This window comes from Pseudochrobactrum asaccharolyticum, assembly GCF_003314995.1.
GTDB lineage: Bacteria > Pseudomonadota > Alphaproteobacteria > Rhizobiales > Rhizobiaceae > Pseudochrobactrum > Pseudochrobactrum asaccharolyticum.
This window is the reverse complement of the sequence record NZ_QNRH01000001.1, coordinates 398,965-414,268: the sequence shown is the minus strand read 5'-3', so window position 1 is coordinate 414,268 and position 15,304 is coordinate 398,965. Positions and strand designations below refer to the sequence as shown.

At 48.2% G+C, this 15,304-nt stretch carries 13 protein-coding genes; 4 read left to right on the top strand and 9 right to left on the bottom strand.

Annotation, left to right across the window (positions count from 1 at the left end; translation table 11 throughout):
• Nucleotides 1-251: 251 nt before the first annotated feature.
• From DFR47_RS01820 to rpoZ, 5 genes are all read right to left on the bottom strand, one after another.
• Nucleotides 252-1,826 (bottom strand): peptide ABC transporter substrate-binding protein, encoded by a 1,575-nt coding sequence (locus DFR47_RS01820; RefSeq protein WP_113942695.1) that lies wholly within the window; start codon nucleotides 1,824-1,826, stop codon nucleotides 252-254.
• A gap of 151 nt (nucleotides 1,827-1,977) precedes the next feature.
• Entirely contained in the window at nucleotides 1,978-2,730 is a 753-nt protein-coding gene (locus tag DFR47_RS01815; protein ID WP_374788365.1) for a helix-turn-helix domain-containing protein, read from the bottom strand.
• 205 nt (nucleotides 2,731-2,935) lie between these two features.
• On the bottom strand, nucleotides 2,936-3,514 hold the full coding sequence (gene pyrE / locus DFR47_RS01810) for an orotate phosphoribosyltransferase (RefSeq protein WP_113942693.1): 579 nt from the start codon (nucleotides 3,512-3,514) through the stop codon (nucleotides 2,936-2,938).
• A 9-nt stretch (nucleotides 3,515-3,523) separates the two neighbouring features.
• Nucleotides 3,524-5,758 (bottom strand): RelA/SpoT family protein, encoded by a 2,235-nt coding sequence (locus tag DFR47_RS01805; protein ID WP_113942692.1) that lies wholly within the window; start codon nucleotides 5,756-5,758, stop codon nucleotides 3,524-3,526.
• Between the two features lie 309 nt (nucleotides 5,759-6,067).
• The gene (gene rpoZ / locus DFR47_RS01795) at nucleotides 6,068-6,469 is read right to left on the bottom strand and encodes a DNA-directed RNA polymerase subunit omega (protein WP_113942690.1); all 402 of its coding nucleotides are present in this window, start codon (nucleotides 6,467-6,469) and stop codon (nucleotides 6,068-6,070) included.
• Between the two features lie 559 nt (nucleotides 6,470-7,028).
• Between rpoZ and DFR47_RS01790 the strand changes: the two genes are divergently transcribed.
• Together DFR47_RS01790 and DFR47_RS01785 are read left to right on the top strand one after the other, a co-directional pair.
• Nucleotides 7,029-7,601 carry a LabA-like NYN domain-containing protein gene (locus tag DFR47_RS01790; protein ID WP_113943184.1) on the top strand — a complete coding sequence of 191 codons (573 nt, stop codon included), beginning with the start codon at nucleotides 7,029-7,031 and terminating at the stop codon, nucleotides 7,599-7,601.
• A 16-nt stretch (nucleotides 7,602-7,617) separates the two neighbouring features.
• Nucleotides 7,618-8,322 (top strand): uracil-DNA glycosylase, encoded by a 705-nt coding sequence (locus DFR47_RS01785; RefSeq protein ID WP_113942689.1) that lies wholly within the window; start codon nucleotides 7,618-7,620, stop codon nucleotides 8,320-8,322.
• Between the two features lie 52 nt (nucleotides 8,323-8,374).
• Here the strand turns inward: DFR47_RS01785 and smpB are convergent, their stop codons facing one another.
• Both smpB and dapA read right to left on the bottom strand, forming a co-directional pair.
• Nucleotides 8,375-8,851, bottom strand: coding sequence for an SsrA-binding protein SmpB (smpB, locus tag DFR47_RS01780; protein ID WP_113942688.1), 477 nt, complete (start codon nucleotides 8,849-8,851; stop codon nucleotides 8,375-8,377).
• A 235-nt stretch (nucleotides 8,852-9,086) separates the two neighbouring features.
• Nucleotides 9,087-9,971 (bottom strand): 4-hydroxy-tetrahydrodipicolinate synthase, encoded by an 885-nt coding sequence (gene dapA / locus DFR47_RS01775; protein WP_113942687.1) that lies wholly within the window; start codon nucleotides 9,969-9,971, stop codon nucleotides 9,087-9,089.
• Between the two features lie 758 nt (nucleotides 9,972-10,729).
• Between dapA and DFR47_RS01770 the strand changes: the two genes are divergently transcribed.
• A complete protein-coding gene (locus DFR47_RS01770; RefSeq protein WP_113942686.1) occupies nucleotides 10,730-12,850 on the top strand; it encodes a lytic transglycosylase domain-containing protein in 2,121 nt (706 codons plus the stop codon).
• Nucleotides 12,851-12,978: 128 nt separating this feature from the next.
• Here DFR47_RS01770 and DFR47_RS01765 read toward each other — a convergent pair whose 3' ends face one another.
• Together DFR47_RS01765 and DFR47_RS01760 are read right to left on the bottom strand one after the other, a co-directional pair.
• On the bottom strand, nucleotides 12,979-13,338 hold the full coding sequence (locus DFR47_RS01765; RefSeq protein ID WP_113942685.1) for a DUF423 domain-containing protein: 360 nt from the start codon (nucleotides 13,336-13,338) through the stop codon (nucleotides 12,979-12,981).
• Nucleotides 13,339-13,783: 445 nt separating this feature from the next.
• Entirely contained in the window at nucleotides 13,784-14,710 is a 927-nt protein-coding gene (locus tag DFR47_RS01760) for a tyrosine-type recombinase/integrase (protein ID WP_113943183.1), read from the bottom strand.
• Between the two features lie 359 nt (nucleotides 14,711-15,069).
• Between DFR47_RS01760 and DFR47_RS22440 the strand changes: the two genes are divergently transcribed.
• Nucleotides 15,070-15,258, top strand: coding sequence for a hypothetical protein (locus DFR47_RS22440; protein ID WP_445482832.1), 189 nt, complete (start codon nucleotides 15,070-15,072; stop codon nucleotides 15,256-15,258).
• Nucleotides 15,259-15,304: the final 46 nt, after the last annotated feature.

Below are 15,304 nucleotides of genomic sequence, written 5' to 3'. Positions count from 1 at the left end.
CGACGGTTTACATGCAGACCTGCCACACTATTCTGCGGCGTCGCTTATTTATGCACTCTTTATTAAAAAAGGCGATGCTAAATTAGTAAACAATCCAAGCCTTGCCGAATTCGCCCCTTTACAGGCGACTCCGCCTCCCCTTAGAGGCATTTGTAACAGGCCGCGAAATAGCCGCATTGATTTTGATCAATGCCTCAAAAACAGAAACAGGCGGAGAATACCCCGCCTGCCCGATGTCACCAACCTGACCATTATTTCAGGGACAGCCACTGCGTGGCATGAACATCCATAATATTATCCTGCCAGCCTTCAACCTGATCAGAAACCAGTGCGCGGGACGCATAAGTCAGCAACGGAATTATCACCTGCTCTTTCAGCAATAAGCGCTCTGCATCCGCCAAAATATCAGCGCGCGCTTTCAAATCCGTGGTTTTAGCTGCCTTCTCAAGCAGAGAATCATAGGTTTTGTTTGACCATTTCGGATAATTGAAACTGTTGCCGGTCTGATAAAGAAACAGGAAACTTTGCGGATCGCTGTAATCCCCGATCCAGCCATCACGTGCCAGATTAAAATCACCATCTTCGCGCAGGAAGTTAAAATAAGTCGTGCCTTCCAGCTCATTCAGCTTTGCTTTAATGCCGATATTCTTCAGCATATCGGCGACTGCAGCCATAACATTTTTATGGTTTTCCGACGTGCTGTAGTAAAGCTCAAGCGTCAGACTGTCCGGCTCAACACCCGCTTCTTTCAACAGCGCCTTTGCCTTATCCTCGCGATCAAGAATATCCACATTGGCAAAATCCTGTTTCACGCCGCCGCTGACATAATTATCAATACCGGGCGGCACCAAAGAATAAGATGGCAGCATTGTTCCGCGCCATACTTCGCTGGCGATAAAATCACGGTCAATTGCCATAGAAATCGCACGGCGTACGCGCGCATCCTTCAACGGACTACCGTCTTTGCCTTTGATATCGAGGAAATAGCTTCCCAATAGCGGTGCAACATGCAGCTGCTTGCCGAATTGCTGTTTCACATAATCCATTTGTTCAGCAGCAACATCAGAACAAATCTGAACTTCTTTTGCCTCGAAACGACGCATACAGCTCGAACGATTTTCAAACGGCAACCAGTTCACGACATCAATCTTCACCTTATCCGCATCATAATAATAAGGGTTTTTCTTCATTGTGATTTTGTCGTTCGGAACAAAGTCAACCAGCTGATACGCGCCGTTACTGATCAGATTTCCGGGTGCCGTGAACTTTTTGCCATTGGCTTCTACGCTTTTTTTATTCAATGGCAGCGCTGTATTATGTGTCATAAGCTGCACAAAATATGGTGTTGGCGCTTCCAGAGTAAATTTTAAGGTCTGCTCATCAAGCGCTTCAACACCCAGTTTTTCCTTAGGCATTTTGCCCGTGGCTATTGCTTCACCATTTTTAATCGGAAACAACACATTGGCATATGGTGCTGCCGTTTGCGGATCCATAATCCTTTGAAAAGTGAATACAAAATCGGATGCAGTTACCGGATCACCATTTGACCATTTAGCATTATCGCGCAGCTTGAAAATATAGGTCAGTCCATCCGGTGAAATTTCCCATGACTTGGCCACACCAGGAATGATTGCACCTTTTGCATCCTGCATCACCAGCCCCTGATAGAGATCACTTAATAAGCGAGCCTCAGCAACTGTCACTGTCAGTTGCTGATCCAGTGTTGAGGGATCGATATCATTGCCGCGGTTTAAAACGGTCTCTGCATGAGCAAAATTAGAAAAAACAGATAATAATAACCCTGAAATTAGTAATGGGCGGAACATGTTCCCTCCGAATTATAATTTATTCAAAAATAGTCCTTCTCCGGCACTGATATTACGCAAGCGCCAAAACAAAAAAATCCCAACAAAATGCCCAAACAATAAACGCGCCACAAAAATGCAGCGCGCTCAAAACTTAGAAAAAGACAAAAAATCAGCTTTTAAATTCAGCGCCCGCGACCGCTGCAAGCGAGCGATGCGAAAGAATGCTGACTGTATTGGCATCGGGCAGCTGAATAAGCCCTTGTGTGCGCATTTTTGTAAAACAGCGGCTGACAGTTTCGATTGTCAGGCCGAGATAATCAGCAATATCCGTACGGTTCATCGCCAGATGCACCGGATTGGCAGGCTGGCCGATCCGCTCTGCCTGTGCCGACAGCACCAGCAGGAAAGATGCTAGTTTTTCAACCGGTGCAAGGCGGCCAAGCACAAGCTGGTTATCCCGCGACTGGCGCAGCGCCTCGCGGGTCATAACATAGAGCCGGTCTTTCAGAGCCGGATGCGCATCCATCAGATCGTCCATTTCGCTCACGGCAAAACTGCACAATGTAGACGGCACAACTGCTTCCGCCGTTTGCGAATAGGTTCCGTCATCGGCAAGACCGAGGTAGTCGCCCGGATATAAAAATCCGGAAATCTGGCGGCGGCCATCCGGCAGCAATGTAAAAAGGCGCAGAAGACCAGCGGTCAGACTGAAGACTTTCAGCTTCGGTGCGCCCTCTTCCACCAGCATTTCACCGGTTTCCAGTTTGCGCGAAGTCATAATAGATTCAAGCGCATCCAGTGCATCATCCTGCAATGCTGCACAGATTGCCATTTTACGCACTTCGCAATCAGCACAGGCACCGCATGGTTCACGATGACGCTGAGTTTGTTTTGTCTGAGCTGATAATACTGAAACCACGATGATGCCTTGTAAGTGCCCCGACGGGGTTAGCGCATAAAAACAATAAAAAGCAACGAGCCAAATGGCGCTTCATGCCATACAGAATGCGCCCCTCATGCCATGAATAGGCAGTAATTTCTATATCACGAGCAGGCCTGCGTCAAAAAACGCACTCATAATAAATAAGGATCGGCTCTGCACATCACAATGCAAAGCCGATTTGCAATCAAATATTGCGGCTGCCCGGTTTAATTGCAGGAAGTGCAGCCAGTTCCGGCGGCAGATTATCCTTATCATAGGACGGCACTTCATATTCAGCCAAGGCGATCAGCTTGGTGCCGACATCAGCCTTACCGGCAGAGCGGTCAACAATACAGGCTGCTGCAACAACTTCAGCCTTCAGGTCACGCAGTGTCTCAATGGTTTCGCGGATCGACAGACCGGTTGTGACGATATCCTCCACGATCACAACACGGGAGCCTTCCGGCAACTCAAAGCGGCGCAGCTTGAACACGCCATTTTCACGCTCAACCCAGATCGACGGCACGCCGAGATGGCGCGATGTTTCATAGGACGGAATCAAACCACCGATTGCGGGGCCAACAACATAGTCGATCGGCCCCAGATCAGCGGCTTTGATCTTTTCAGCCAATGCCTTGCACAGTTTTTCTGTCTTGTCGGCATGCATGAACACCCGTGCTTTTTGCAGGAAAACAGGACTGCGGCGACCGGAGGTCAGGATAAAATGCCCTTCAAGAATGGCACCTGCCTCACGAAACACGCCCAGCACATCTTCAGTATTCATAATAGCCTCTTATCCGTTAACGCGCTGCGCATCACTGACACAGGCGCTTTCTTTCAATTGCGTAATAATGCGGTTGAGATGTTTGAGATCCCAAACCTCAAGATCAATAATCATTTCCGTAAAGTCGGGCGCGGTACGCACCATGGAAAGATTGTGAATATTCGTGTCATTCGCAGAAACTACCTGCGCAATTTCAGCCAATGAGCCCGGCGAATTAATTGCGGAGACCGATACACGTGCAGGAAAACGCTCATGCATTTCACTGTCGATATCCCAGCGCACATCAATCCAACGCTCCGGCTGATCGTCATAAGCGGTCAAAGCGGAAGACTGGATTGGGTAAATGGTAATCCCTACCCCCGGTTGCAAAATCCCGACGATACGGTCACCCGGCACCGCACCTTCCGGTGCAAAACGTACCGGAAGATCGGAATTCGCTCCACGGATCGGCACGGCATGATTTTGTGCCGCAACCTGCTTCTGCGCTTCCTCAGCATTGCCGCCTTCCGGAACCTTAAAGATCATGCCCGCCGCATTTTGCAGGTTGAACCAGCCCTTCTCGCCGGTTTTGGCAGGGCTGCCAGCCGTTACACGCGTATCCTGATAATCAGGATAAACAGCTTTCAAAACGTCGCCGGAAGATAGTTCACCACGGCCAACTGCCGCAAACACATCTTCAATATCCTTGCGCGCCAGACGCGACAGTGCCGGCTTCAGTAAATCCTTAGTGAAGGTCTTGCCGCTACGCTCAAACGCACGCTCAAGAATACGCATTCCCAGCCCCGAATATTGCTTACGCACCGCTGCACGGGTTGCACGACGAATAGCTGAGCGCGCCTTACCAGTAACAACGATAGATTCCCAAGCGGTTGGCGGCACCTGCGACTTCGAGCGAATAATGTCGACTTCGTCACCGTTTTTCAGTTCGGTCATCAGCGGCATCATGCGGCCGTTGATCTTCACACCAACGGTAGAATCCCCGATATCCGTATGCACGGCATAGGCAAAATCAATCGGTGTTGCACCACGAGGGAGCGCAATCAGGCGGCCTTTAGGCGTAAAGCAGAAGACCTGATCCTGAAACAGCTCCAGCTTGGTATGTTCCAGAAACTCTTCCGGATTGTCACCTTCCGACAGCGCTTCGATCGTCCGGCGCAGCCATGCATAGGCGTTGGATTCCGTGGAAATCGCGGTCGGCACAGTATTGCTGCGACCATCTTTATAGATCGAATGGGCAGCCACACCATATTCTGCCACATCATCCATAGCACGGGTACGGATTTGCAGCTCTACACGCTGACGGGACGGCCCGATAATTGTGGTATGGATTGAACGGTAATCATTCTGTTTCGGCGTTGAAATATAATCTTTGAAACGTCCCGGCACCATTGACCATGTGCGGTGAATAATACCCAGCGCCTTGTAACAATTATCAACATTATCAACGATAACGCGGAAGCCAAAAATATCGGAGAGCTGCTCGAACGACAGACCTTTGGTTTCCATTTTGCGGAAAACCGACCATGGCTTTTTCTGCCGGCTGGAAACATCTGCCTGCAGACCCTTTTCCTGAAACAACAGCGCCAGATCTGCTTCAATTTTGCTGAGCAGGCCGCGGTTCTTTTCCATCAGCTCGGCAAGACGGTCTGTTACTGCACGCCAAGCTTCCGGATTGATATAACGGAAAGCCAGCTCTTCCAGCTCTTCACGCATATCCTGCATACCCATACGGCCAGCCAGCGGCGCATAAATATCCATAGTTTCTTCAGCAATACGCAGACGCTTATCTTCGCGCATCACGCCGAGCGTACGCATATTATGCAGACGGTCGGCCAGTTTCACCAGCAACACGCGCACATCGTCGGAAATTGCCAGCAACAGCTTGCGCAGATTTTCTGCCTGTACAGCTTTTTTAGAAACCAGATCGAGTTTTTTAAGCTTCGTCAGACCTTCAACGAGCTTGCCAATTTCGGGACCAAACAGCTGGTCAATCTCAGCACGGGTTGCATCGGTATCTTCGATTGTGTCGTGTAACAGCGCAATCGCAATTGTCGCCTCATCAAGACGCATATCGGTGAGAATGGCTGCAACTTCTAATGGGTGAGAAAAATAAGGATCACCGGACGCACGTTTCTGACTGCCATGTTTTTGCATCGCATAAACATAAGCTTTATTCAGCAGCGCCTCGTTTACATCAGGCTTATAGTGTTGCACCCGCTCAACCAGCTCATATTGGCGCATCATCAGCCTGCACTCCTCTTATTACAGTAAAGTCCGCTCACATCACTCAAGTCATTTATCGCAACACAGGAAGTTACTGTAAAATGCGACCGGCACAAAGCGGCACCGGTTTAAAACACTGCATTCATTCAACAAATTCCGGCGTTTATTGTGCGGCATTTTATCAGCTGAATATTAAAGCAGCCGTTTTCGCACAAAATAAAGCGCCGCAGAGTGATCTGCAGCGCTTTAATAATCCGATCTTTACTGACACCGGCACGTATAAGAGCAACCGGAAGTCCGTTGAAACAGCTTAAAGCGCCTCAACAAAAATCAGTAATCGTCGCTTTTCTCTGGTGCAACAAGACCTTCAATACCAGCAAGCAGATCTTCTTCGCTCATGCTGTCGAAAGTTACAATGTCTTCAGCGCCAACAATTGCTTCGCCAGTCAGTTCATCAATAGAACCGCTGATCTGCAATGGTGCCGGTGCTTCCGGCTCGTCGATTTCCACATGCTTCTGCAGCGAATGGATCAGGTCTTCTTTCAGATCACCCGGCGACAGGGTCTCGTCAGCGATTTCACGCAGCGCAACAACCGGGTTTTTATCGTTGTCGCGATCAATGGTAATCTGACCGCCCTGTGAGATCTGACGTGCACGATGGCTGGCAAGCAGAACCAGCTCAAAGCGGTTGTCTACCTTGTCAACGCAATCCTCAACGGTAACGCGGGCCATAGATCGCCCCTTTCATCTCTCAAATTAATTCAGGAATTCTCGGCTTCCATAGCGTCACTTGATGCAAAAAACAAGTAAAAGCGCACAAAGCCTGCGATCAATCACTCAAAATACACAAGAGCAGGAAATGACACAACATATTTTGTCGTCTGAGCAGACACAGAACCGGCATGGCACCGTTCAGCAATGAGAGACGCGCACAAACAAGCATCTGCACACATAAAGCCATCGTGACTTCAATCGTCAAGAATCGCCTGCCATTTTTTATATTTTCATGCTAAATTTATGCTCTATTAAAGCACAAGGAAAATGCCTTTAAACCGTTTATACTCTTGCTAGCTAATGAATAGTTTTCATTTATTTGATATTTGTGATATGTTAATCACACATTTTCCCTAAGTTTTATCAAACACGCAATAAAAACAACCTGTGATTGCTTGCCTTTCTGGATATGCGCCTTAGAACGCAGAAGAGGAGAGGCTTTTTTCAAAAATAAAATTGAAAAGTGCAGACAATTAATCAGCAAATATTATTTGTTGAAGAATGGATAATTATCAAAATGTTTGATTCACGCGAAAAAATCGCGCTTTTTATCGATGGCGCTAATCTTTACGCTGCGTCGAAGACGCTCGGCTTTGATATTGATTACCGTAAATTGTTAAAAGCTTTTCAGAAACGCGGTTACTTGCTGCGTGCTTATTACTATACTGCCCTCGTAGAAGATCAGGAATATTCATCTATTCGCCCGCTGATCGACTGGCTTGATTATAATGGCTACAAGGTCATTACTAAAGCAGCCAAAGAATTTACTGATGCAACCGGTCGTCGCAAAGTCAAAGGCAATATGGATATCGAACTTGCTGTCGATGCCATGCAGCTGACTGAGACCGTTGATCATTTTGTGATCTTCTCCGGTGACGGCGATTTCCGTTGCCTCGTAGAAGCGCTTCAGCGTCGCGGCCGTAAAGTAAGTGTTGTTTCAACGCTTACAACACAGCCACCAATGATTTCGGATGAACTTCGTCGTCAGGCAGATCATTTCCTTGATCTGATGACACTGAAGCCGGAAATCAGCCGTGAAGTTACAGAGCGTCCTGCACGCCGCATGGAAGAGGAAGAAGAGCTTTACTAAGCTCTTCTGATCACTTTTGCTTTATCCGGAACCATCCCGAGATTGCGATTTTTGCCCCCGCCTTCATGACTTTATTCAGGTCTGGCGGGGCAATGAACCAACATGGCATAATGCGCCGGTTCCGGCTTTTTTGCCGACTGACCCGCAAGACAGTGCCAAATCCGTGCATACACTCAGCCTCCTCGCTTATCCTGAACGGGTGCGCCTGCTGATTATCGGCCTTGCACCGGGTTTACGCGGCGCCAATCGCACCGGCCGTCCTTTTACCGGTGACTATGCCGGTGACCTGCTCTATTCCACACTTAAAGAATATGATTTTGCACAAGGCATATTTGAAGCGCGGCCTGATGATACGCTGACGCTTAATGACTGCGCCATTGTCAATGCCGTGCGCTGCGTGCCGCCGGAAAACAAACCTACCGGCGCCGAAATTAATACCTGCCGCCAGTTTTTATCGCCGTTTATTACCGGCCTGCCTAATCTGCAAGCAATTGTCACACTGGGCACGATAGCCCATCAGTCGACAATTCGCGCACTCGGCCAGCCGGTATCGAAGCATAAATTCGGCCATAATGTGCAAACTGAAATCGGAAAGCTGCAGATTTTCTCCAGCTATCACTGCTCGCGTTACAACACCAATACCGGCGTTCTCACAGAAGCCATGTTCCGTGAAGTCTTCAAAAATGTGCGCGATTATCTCAGCACAAAACCGAATACATAATAGCACTTAAAGAAAAAGCCCTGTCCGAGACAGGGCTTTAATATTTAGGCTATCACCCACGATCACGCAGCAAACGCGATTTTTCACGGTTCCAATCGCGGTTCTTTTCAGTCTCGCGCTTATCATGCAATTTTTTACCGCGAGCCAATGCGATTTCCAGTTTAGCTCTGCCGCGCTCGTTAAAATACAGCTTCAGCGGCACAACAGTCATGCCTTCACGCGCGATAGAGTTGGCCAGACGCACAATCTCACGCTGGCTGAGCAAAAGTTTACGCAACCGGCGTGGCTCATGATTAAAGCGATTACCTTGCGTATATTCCGGCACATAGGAATTAATCAGCCAAAATGCATCATTCTCAAAGCTGGCATAGCTTTCAGCAATATTAGCCTGATTGGAGCGCAGAGATTTCACCTCTGTTCCGGACAGGACCAAACCGGCCTCAATAACTTCGAGGATCTCGAAATTATAACGTGCCTTACGGTTTTCAGCGATGATTTTGCGTGCAGGTGCATTTTTTTTCGTGTTCATGGCAGCAATATATATCTGATCCGCAACTTTACTAGAGCATGTCGTGCTCAAATGGCTTCATTTAAGCCCCCTGAACATGCAACCATTATAAAAAACAGAGCATAATGCACTCAAAGGACTATAAATTGAGTACAAAAAAGCCTGCCGGTTCATAAATCAATGTACCGGCAGGCTTTAAATGATTTGCAGCAAAATAAACAGCTTAAACTGTTTTTCTATTCAACAAGCCCTCACATCAGGCAGCGAGCAAACCGGCATGACGCAGTGCTGCATCAATTTTCTCTTCAGTCTCTGCTTCAACCGGCATTAGCGGCAAACGCAGATGATTGGTAATACGACCGGTGCGAGCCAAAGCATATTTAACGCCTGATGGATTTGGCTCCATAAACAATGCTTTATGTAACGGCATCAGACGATCCTGAATTGTCAGTGCGGTCGCATAATCACCCGCCAGACAAGCCTCCTGAAACTGCGAGCACAAACGTGGCGCAATATTCGAGGTTACTGAAATACAACCGCGACCACCATGCGCATTAAAACCGAGCGCTGTTGCATCCTCACCGGAAAGCTGAATGAAATCAGTCCCGCACGTTGCGCGCTGCTCGGATACACGTTCGATTTTGCCGGTAGCATCTTTCACGCCAATAATATTCTTATGGTCACGCACAAGCGCCCCCATTGTTTCCGGCGTCATATCAATGATTGAACGACCCGGAATATTATAAATCACCAAAGGAATAGAAATCGCATTGGCAACAGCAGAAAAATGCGCGTAAAGGCCACGCTGATTTGGCTTATTATAATAAGGCGTCACAACCAGAACGGCATCAGCGCCCGCACTTTCTGCGTGTTGAGCCAGTTCAATGGCTTCAACGGTATTATTGGAACCGGCACCGGCAATAATCTGCGCACGGCCTTTTGCTTCCTCAACGCAAACCTCAATCACCCGTTTATGCTCATCATGGGATAGTGTCGGTGTTTCGCCGGTTGTGCCAACTGGTACAAAGCCGTGCGTCCCCTCTTCTATCTGCCAGTTTACAAGGCCACGGAACGCTTTTTCGTCAAATGCACCCTGTTCAGTAAAAGGTGTGACGATAGCCGTGATTGAGCCCTTCAGCATCGGGTACTCCCAAAATATATGTCTGAGTTTTAAATGAATAATATGCCTGCGAAACCCTGTGAGGAGCTTTGCCGGACATATGGTTTATTAGAATCTGCTTATTACACTCTGGTGTTCCGGCCTGCCATCATGAGACAAGACAAAATGCCAGATATTCAAAACCGTATAAATGATCACCTCAATTATACAGCGCATGCGAATTTCGTTATATTCGACAAAAGGTCATAGCATTACATTCCATACAGGCCGTTAAGCTGCATACAGAATGATACCCTGACCACCTGTTTGTGAAAAGTGCTGCACCATAGTCCTGCAAAACTCTGGCAGCAAGTAAATTTATACATATTTATAGCAAATTCATCGATATGATAAATTTAAACATCAATATCGTCGATTAGACGATATTGATTGGACATAAAGACGAAATCTATGAATCACTATCACCGCCCTCCGGTGAAGAATATGCCTGACAACACCAGCGAATACCGGCAAAATTTTGGCACGCACCATACCGGATCAGCATTAAAACACTGTGCATAATTCACCTCATTTCCTTAATGAGCATTTAAGGTAAGGCTTCATTAACAATGCTTTCACAGATATGAATTATAGTCCCACACAAAGAAGAGCGGCAGGATCAGAAAGCCCGTTATGAGCCTCTGACCATAAAGATCATTATGTCTTTAACATTCGGTTTTTACTCGAACATCTGAAAATTCTGCCTTAAATTTGCTTCAACAAAGTTATACGGAACGGTCATGCGTAAATTTGCACTTTTCGGACAGCGAGCAGATCAGAAAATTTTAGCCCTTGCCCTTTTATGTGCAAGCGTGGCGACAAATGGCCTGTCTGCTTACGCTCAGGAAGCTGAAAATGTGCCGACGCCGTTGCTGCGTCCCTTCGCGCCGACCGCCATGCGCAATATGCCTGCCCCGATGATGCGGCCAGATCCGACGACTACAGCAACCATTCCAAGAACACAGGCTCCGGCTGCCATGAATGGTAGCCTGAAAACCGCCTTAGATGCACTTTCGTCCAAAGACCCGCGCCGCGCTCTGGCCATCCGCAACGGCATGTCTGTAAATGATCTCGACCGTCATATCCTGACATGGGCACTGGCACTCTCCGGTTCGGATGGTCTTTCAAGTTCGGATTATGTTGCGGCTGCCTCTGAATTGCGTGGCTGGCCTGGCATGACCACGGTTCAGCGCAATACTGAACGGGCACTGTATCGTGAGAACGCGCCTGCAGGCACTGTTATTTCTTATCTTGGCAGCCGTAAACCACAGACAACTGAAGGTATGATCCTGCTGGGACGTGCCTATCTTGCCAGCGGAAACCGTAATCAGGCGCGTCAGTTACTTGCACCATGGTGGGCAACCGCCAAGCTGGATGCCAAAGATGAAACGCAGGTTTTGCGCGAGTTTTCTGGCGTCCTGACCAAAGAAGATCATCAGGCACGTTTTCTGCGCATGCTCTATGACAACCGGTTATCATCGGCAGCCCGCCTAGCTGCACCGGCCAACGCAGAATCGCTTTACGTGGCTTTTGCTGCTGTCAGCAAGCGTGCGCCGGATGCTGCGCAAAAGCTCAAAGCCGTTCATAGTTCATGGCAGTCGAATCCGGCATTCCTCTATGCCAATATTCAGCATTTACGCCGTGCGGAGCGCTATACAGAAGCCGCTAATTTAATGCTGAAAGCGCCACGGGATGCCAAATCTCTGGTTGATCCGGATGCATGGTGGATTGAACGCCGCGTATTATCCCGTGAGCTGCTGGATATCGGCAAGCCGCAAATCGCCTATCGTTTAGCTGCAGCTCATAGCGCAGAATCCTCAACAATGGCTGTGGATGCTGAATTCCACGCCGGTTGGTATGCTCTGCGTGCGCTCAATGATGCGGCAACGGCACAAAAGCACTTTACCCGTATTGCTGAAATTTCCTCCCGCCCGATGTCTGCCTCCCGCGCCTATTATTGGATGGGACGTGCGGCAGAAGCCGGCGGTGGCGGCAGCGCAAAACAGCTTTATCAGCGCGCATCCTATTACGGCACATCTTTCTATGGACAGCTGGCGGCTGCCAAACTTGGCAATAATGTTCTGTCGTTGCCTTATCCGAAGCCGAGCTCTGAAGATCGTGCTCGCTTTGACAGCCGTGAACCGGTACGAGCAATTCGCCGTCTGGAATCAATTGGTTATGGTAATCGCGCCCAGAGCCTTTACATCAATATGGCTCAGGAACTCAGCAGCGTCGGCGAACTTGCACTGCTGGCTGTGATGGCCGAGCGCAACAGCAATCACTACCTGTCATTACGTGTCGGCAAGATTGCAGCCGGTCGCGGACTAGATGTTGGCGCTATGTCTCACCCGACCGGTGCGATTCCTGCCAATGCCAATATTAAAGGTTCCGGCGCTGCCCTCGCCTACGCGATTGCCCGTCAGGAAAGTGAATTCAACATTTCTGCTGTTTCCAGTGCTGGCGCACGTGGCTTGCTGCAATTATTGCCGGGAACTGCCAAGGGCGTCGCACAGCGTGCAGGTCTTGCCTATTCCGACAAGCGTTTGACAACTGATGCTGCCTATAATGCGACGCTTGGTGCTCATTATCTGGGCGAGCAGATTGAGCGCTTCAACGGCTCTTACATTCTGACCTTTGCCGGATACAATGCAGGGCCGAGGCGAGCAAGCGAGTGGGTGGCACGTTATGGCGACCCTCGCGGACAAAACATTGACAGCGTAGTCGACTGGATTGAGCGGATTCCATACACTGAAACCCGCAATTATGTGCAGCGCGTTATGGAAAACTACGCGGTTTACAAATCGCGTCTCTATGGTAACGCCAATATTCAGCAGGATTTGATCAGCGGTCGCCGCGGATAAGTATCATAATCACTAATAAAAAAGCCCCGCAGCATTAAATACTGCGGGGCTTTTTTATTATAATACAATGTTTTAGCCGGATGCTGTATGTTTGGAAGCACGAGCACATAAAACAGCAGATATCAGTACTACTTTTTAGCCGATATAAAAGCGGATAAAGCTGTCATCAACCAGCCGCCGATCATCAATGTGCCACCAACCGGAGCAGCCATAGCAAACAGCTTATTGCCGGTCAGATCGCGCAGAATCAAATCACCTGCAAACAAAACAAGCCCGATAAGCACTAGTATGCCTGCCCAATAAACAGCGCGACTCCGGGCGCTAAGAACTGCAAAGCCAATAAAAGCTGCCGCATGACCAAGCAGAATCGGTGCAACAACGCCCAAAAAGGCATGATCGCCATGGGCAGACGCTGCATAACTTGTCATTGCTATGGCGCCGGAAGCACCGGCAAAAAACAGAAAGAGACGCTCAATATCAGCAGCCATATCGTAAATCCTGTAACCTGATAAACCAGTTTGCTATCAATGCAGCTAATTACAGGCTTTATCAATGGCTTAGATTTTTGATAGCCCCACCTTCTCTGTAAATACAAAGGCAATAATCAAAAAAGAAACGACTATTTCATTGGCTTAAGTTCGATTATCTCAACATATAGAAACAGGCCACACGCGAACGGCAACCATGCTGCCCTAAATTCCAATGAACTAATTACATGATGACGAAAATAAATACTTTTTACTTTTATAGAGTTATGCCGAACCACACATGACCAAAAACTACACTCAGCCCAAGCAGCAGCGGATTCTCAGCAGTCCATGGTCAAGTCAACCGGCGATTAATTATACTGGCTCTCAAACAGGATGAAACCAGTCCGGTTGACTGATTTCCCTGTATGGACAGCGCATGCAATTACTTAAAAGTCTGATGTTATTAGCGAATTTCCAGAACTTTAACGCAACTATCGAGATCGTTTGTCGCAAGGTGTGCATAACGCATGGTCATTTGCAAAGTCTGATGACCAAGCCACATCTGAACACGACGGATATCAATACCGCCGCGCACCAAACGTGAAGCGCAAGTATGGCGCAGAATATGCGGGACAACCTGTGTATCCGTGCCAAGACCAACTTCATATTTGGCATCATTCCACACAGCGCGGAACTCTACCTGTGTCAGCATGGAAAACGGCCCTTTATGGCGTTCAACCGGAATTTTACAGGCTTTTCTTGCACGTTTAGTCAAAGGAACTGTGCGGCTGCGATTCGATTTTGTCAGCCAGAAAGTGACGCGATGATCCTGAAGATCATTCCATGTCAGGCCAATCGCCTCTCCCAGACGACAACCGCTATCAACCAGAAAAACGGCCAGACGATAGCTATTTTCGCAGCGTTTTTTGATCGCAGCGAAAAGCCGTGCTTCTTCTTCAAGTTCCAGAAAACGAATTAGCCCTGCCCGCTCTTTCTGACGAATGAACTCCGGCAGGCTAAAGATGTCCCCCATCTTATACGCCTTTCGCAGTAACTTGCTAAGTGCAGCCATTTTTCTATTAATGGTTGCATTACTGTTATTGCGCTCACGCAGGGAACCAATAATTCTGTCAAGCATTTCCTGACTAAAGCCGCTGAAACGCTCGCCCTTCAGAATTTCATTTATTTCGCCGAGAAACAATCTCACATTGTATTTATGGGAACCATCGTCCCACAAAATATTGAGATAGCGTTCGGACAATTCAGTAACTGTGTACTGATTAACAATTCGATGTGTTTTTGTATTTGAAGACGTAAAACTCAGATTGTACCCGATAACAGGTGCAAAACTCTCAGAATTATCGATATAGATGTCCCGATTCAGCTCCATCATAAGGCCCCCCAGCCGTTTGAATGGTCAGGAGTCTTAGGGCTAACCAAAAAATAAAACAAGTCCGGGCAGCAATTTTGATAGTGCAGCATGGGATAACCACTTTGGTTGTGTTTCTGATGCCCCCTCTCAAAAAGCTACATTTTCGCCCTTCGCATACAAAAATCTTACATCATTTATAAAAGCGCATCTTAGACAAGATGGTCCCCGCTTGAACGCCTCCTCTGAGACGAAAATACCAGCGACCGAAGCCGCTGGCACTTTTCTTATACTAAACCAATGGCTTAGAAAGAACGCTGGAAGCGGATTGTACCGGCGAAAGCGTCTTTGTTCGAAACAACACCCAGCTCACGCAATGGGTGGCTGTTTTTCCAAGAAGTATATGTAAGTTCCGGAGTAATGGTGAAGCCTGGAACCAGCTGATAAGCTACGTTTGCAGCAACAGCGGTCTTGCCCCAATCTTCGTATGCAACCTGTACGTTGAAGGTAGCTTTTTCAGTTGCTTTGAACTTAGCACCACCCCAGACAGCCCAATCGCCGCCCCATGAACCGTACATACCGATGTTTTCTTCATAAGAAGCGTAACCGCCCTGT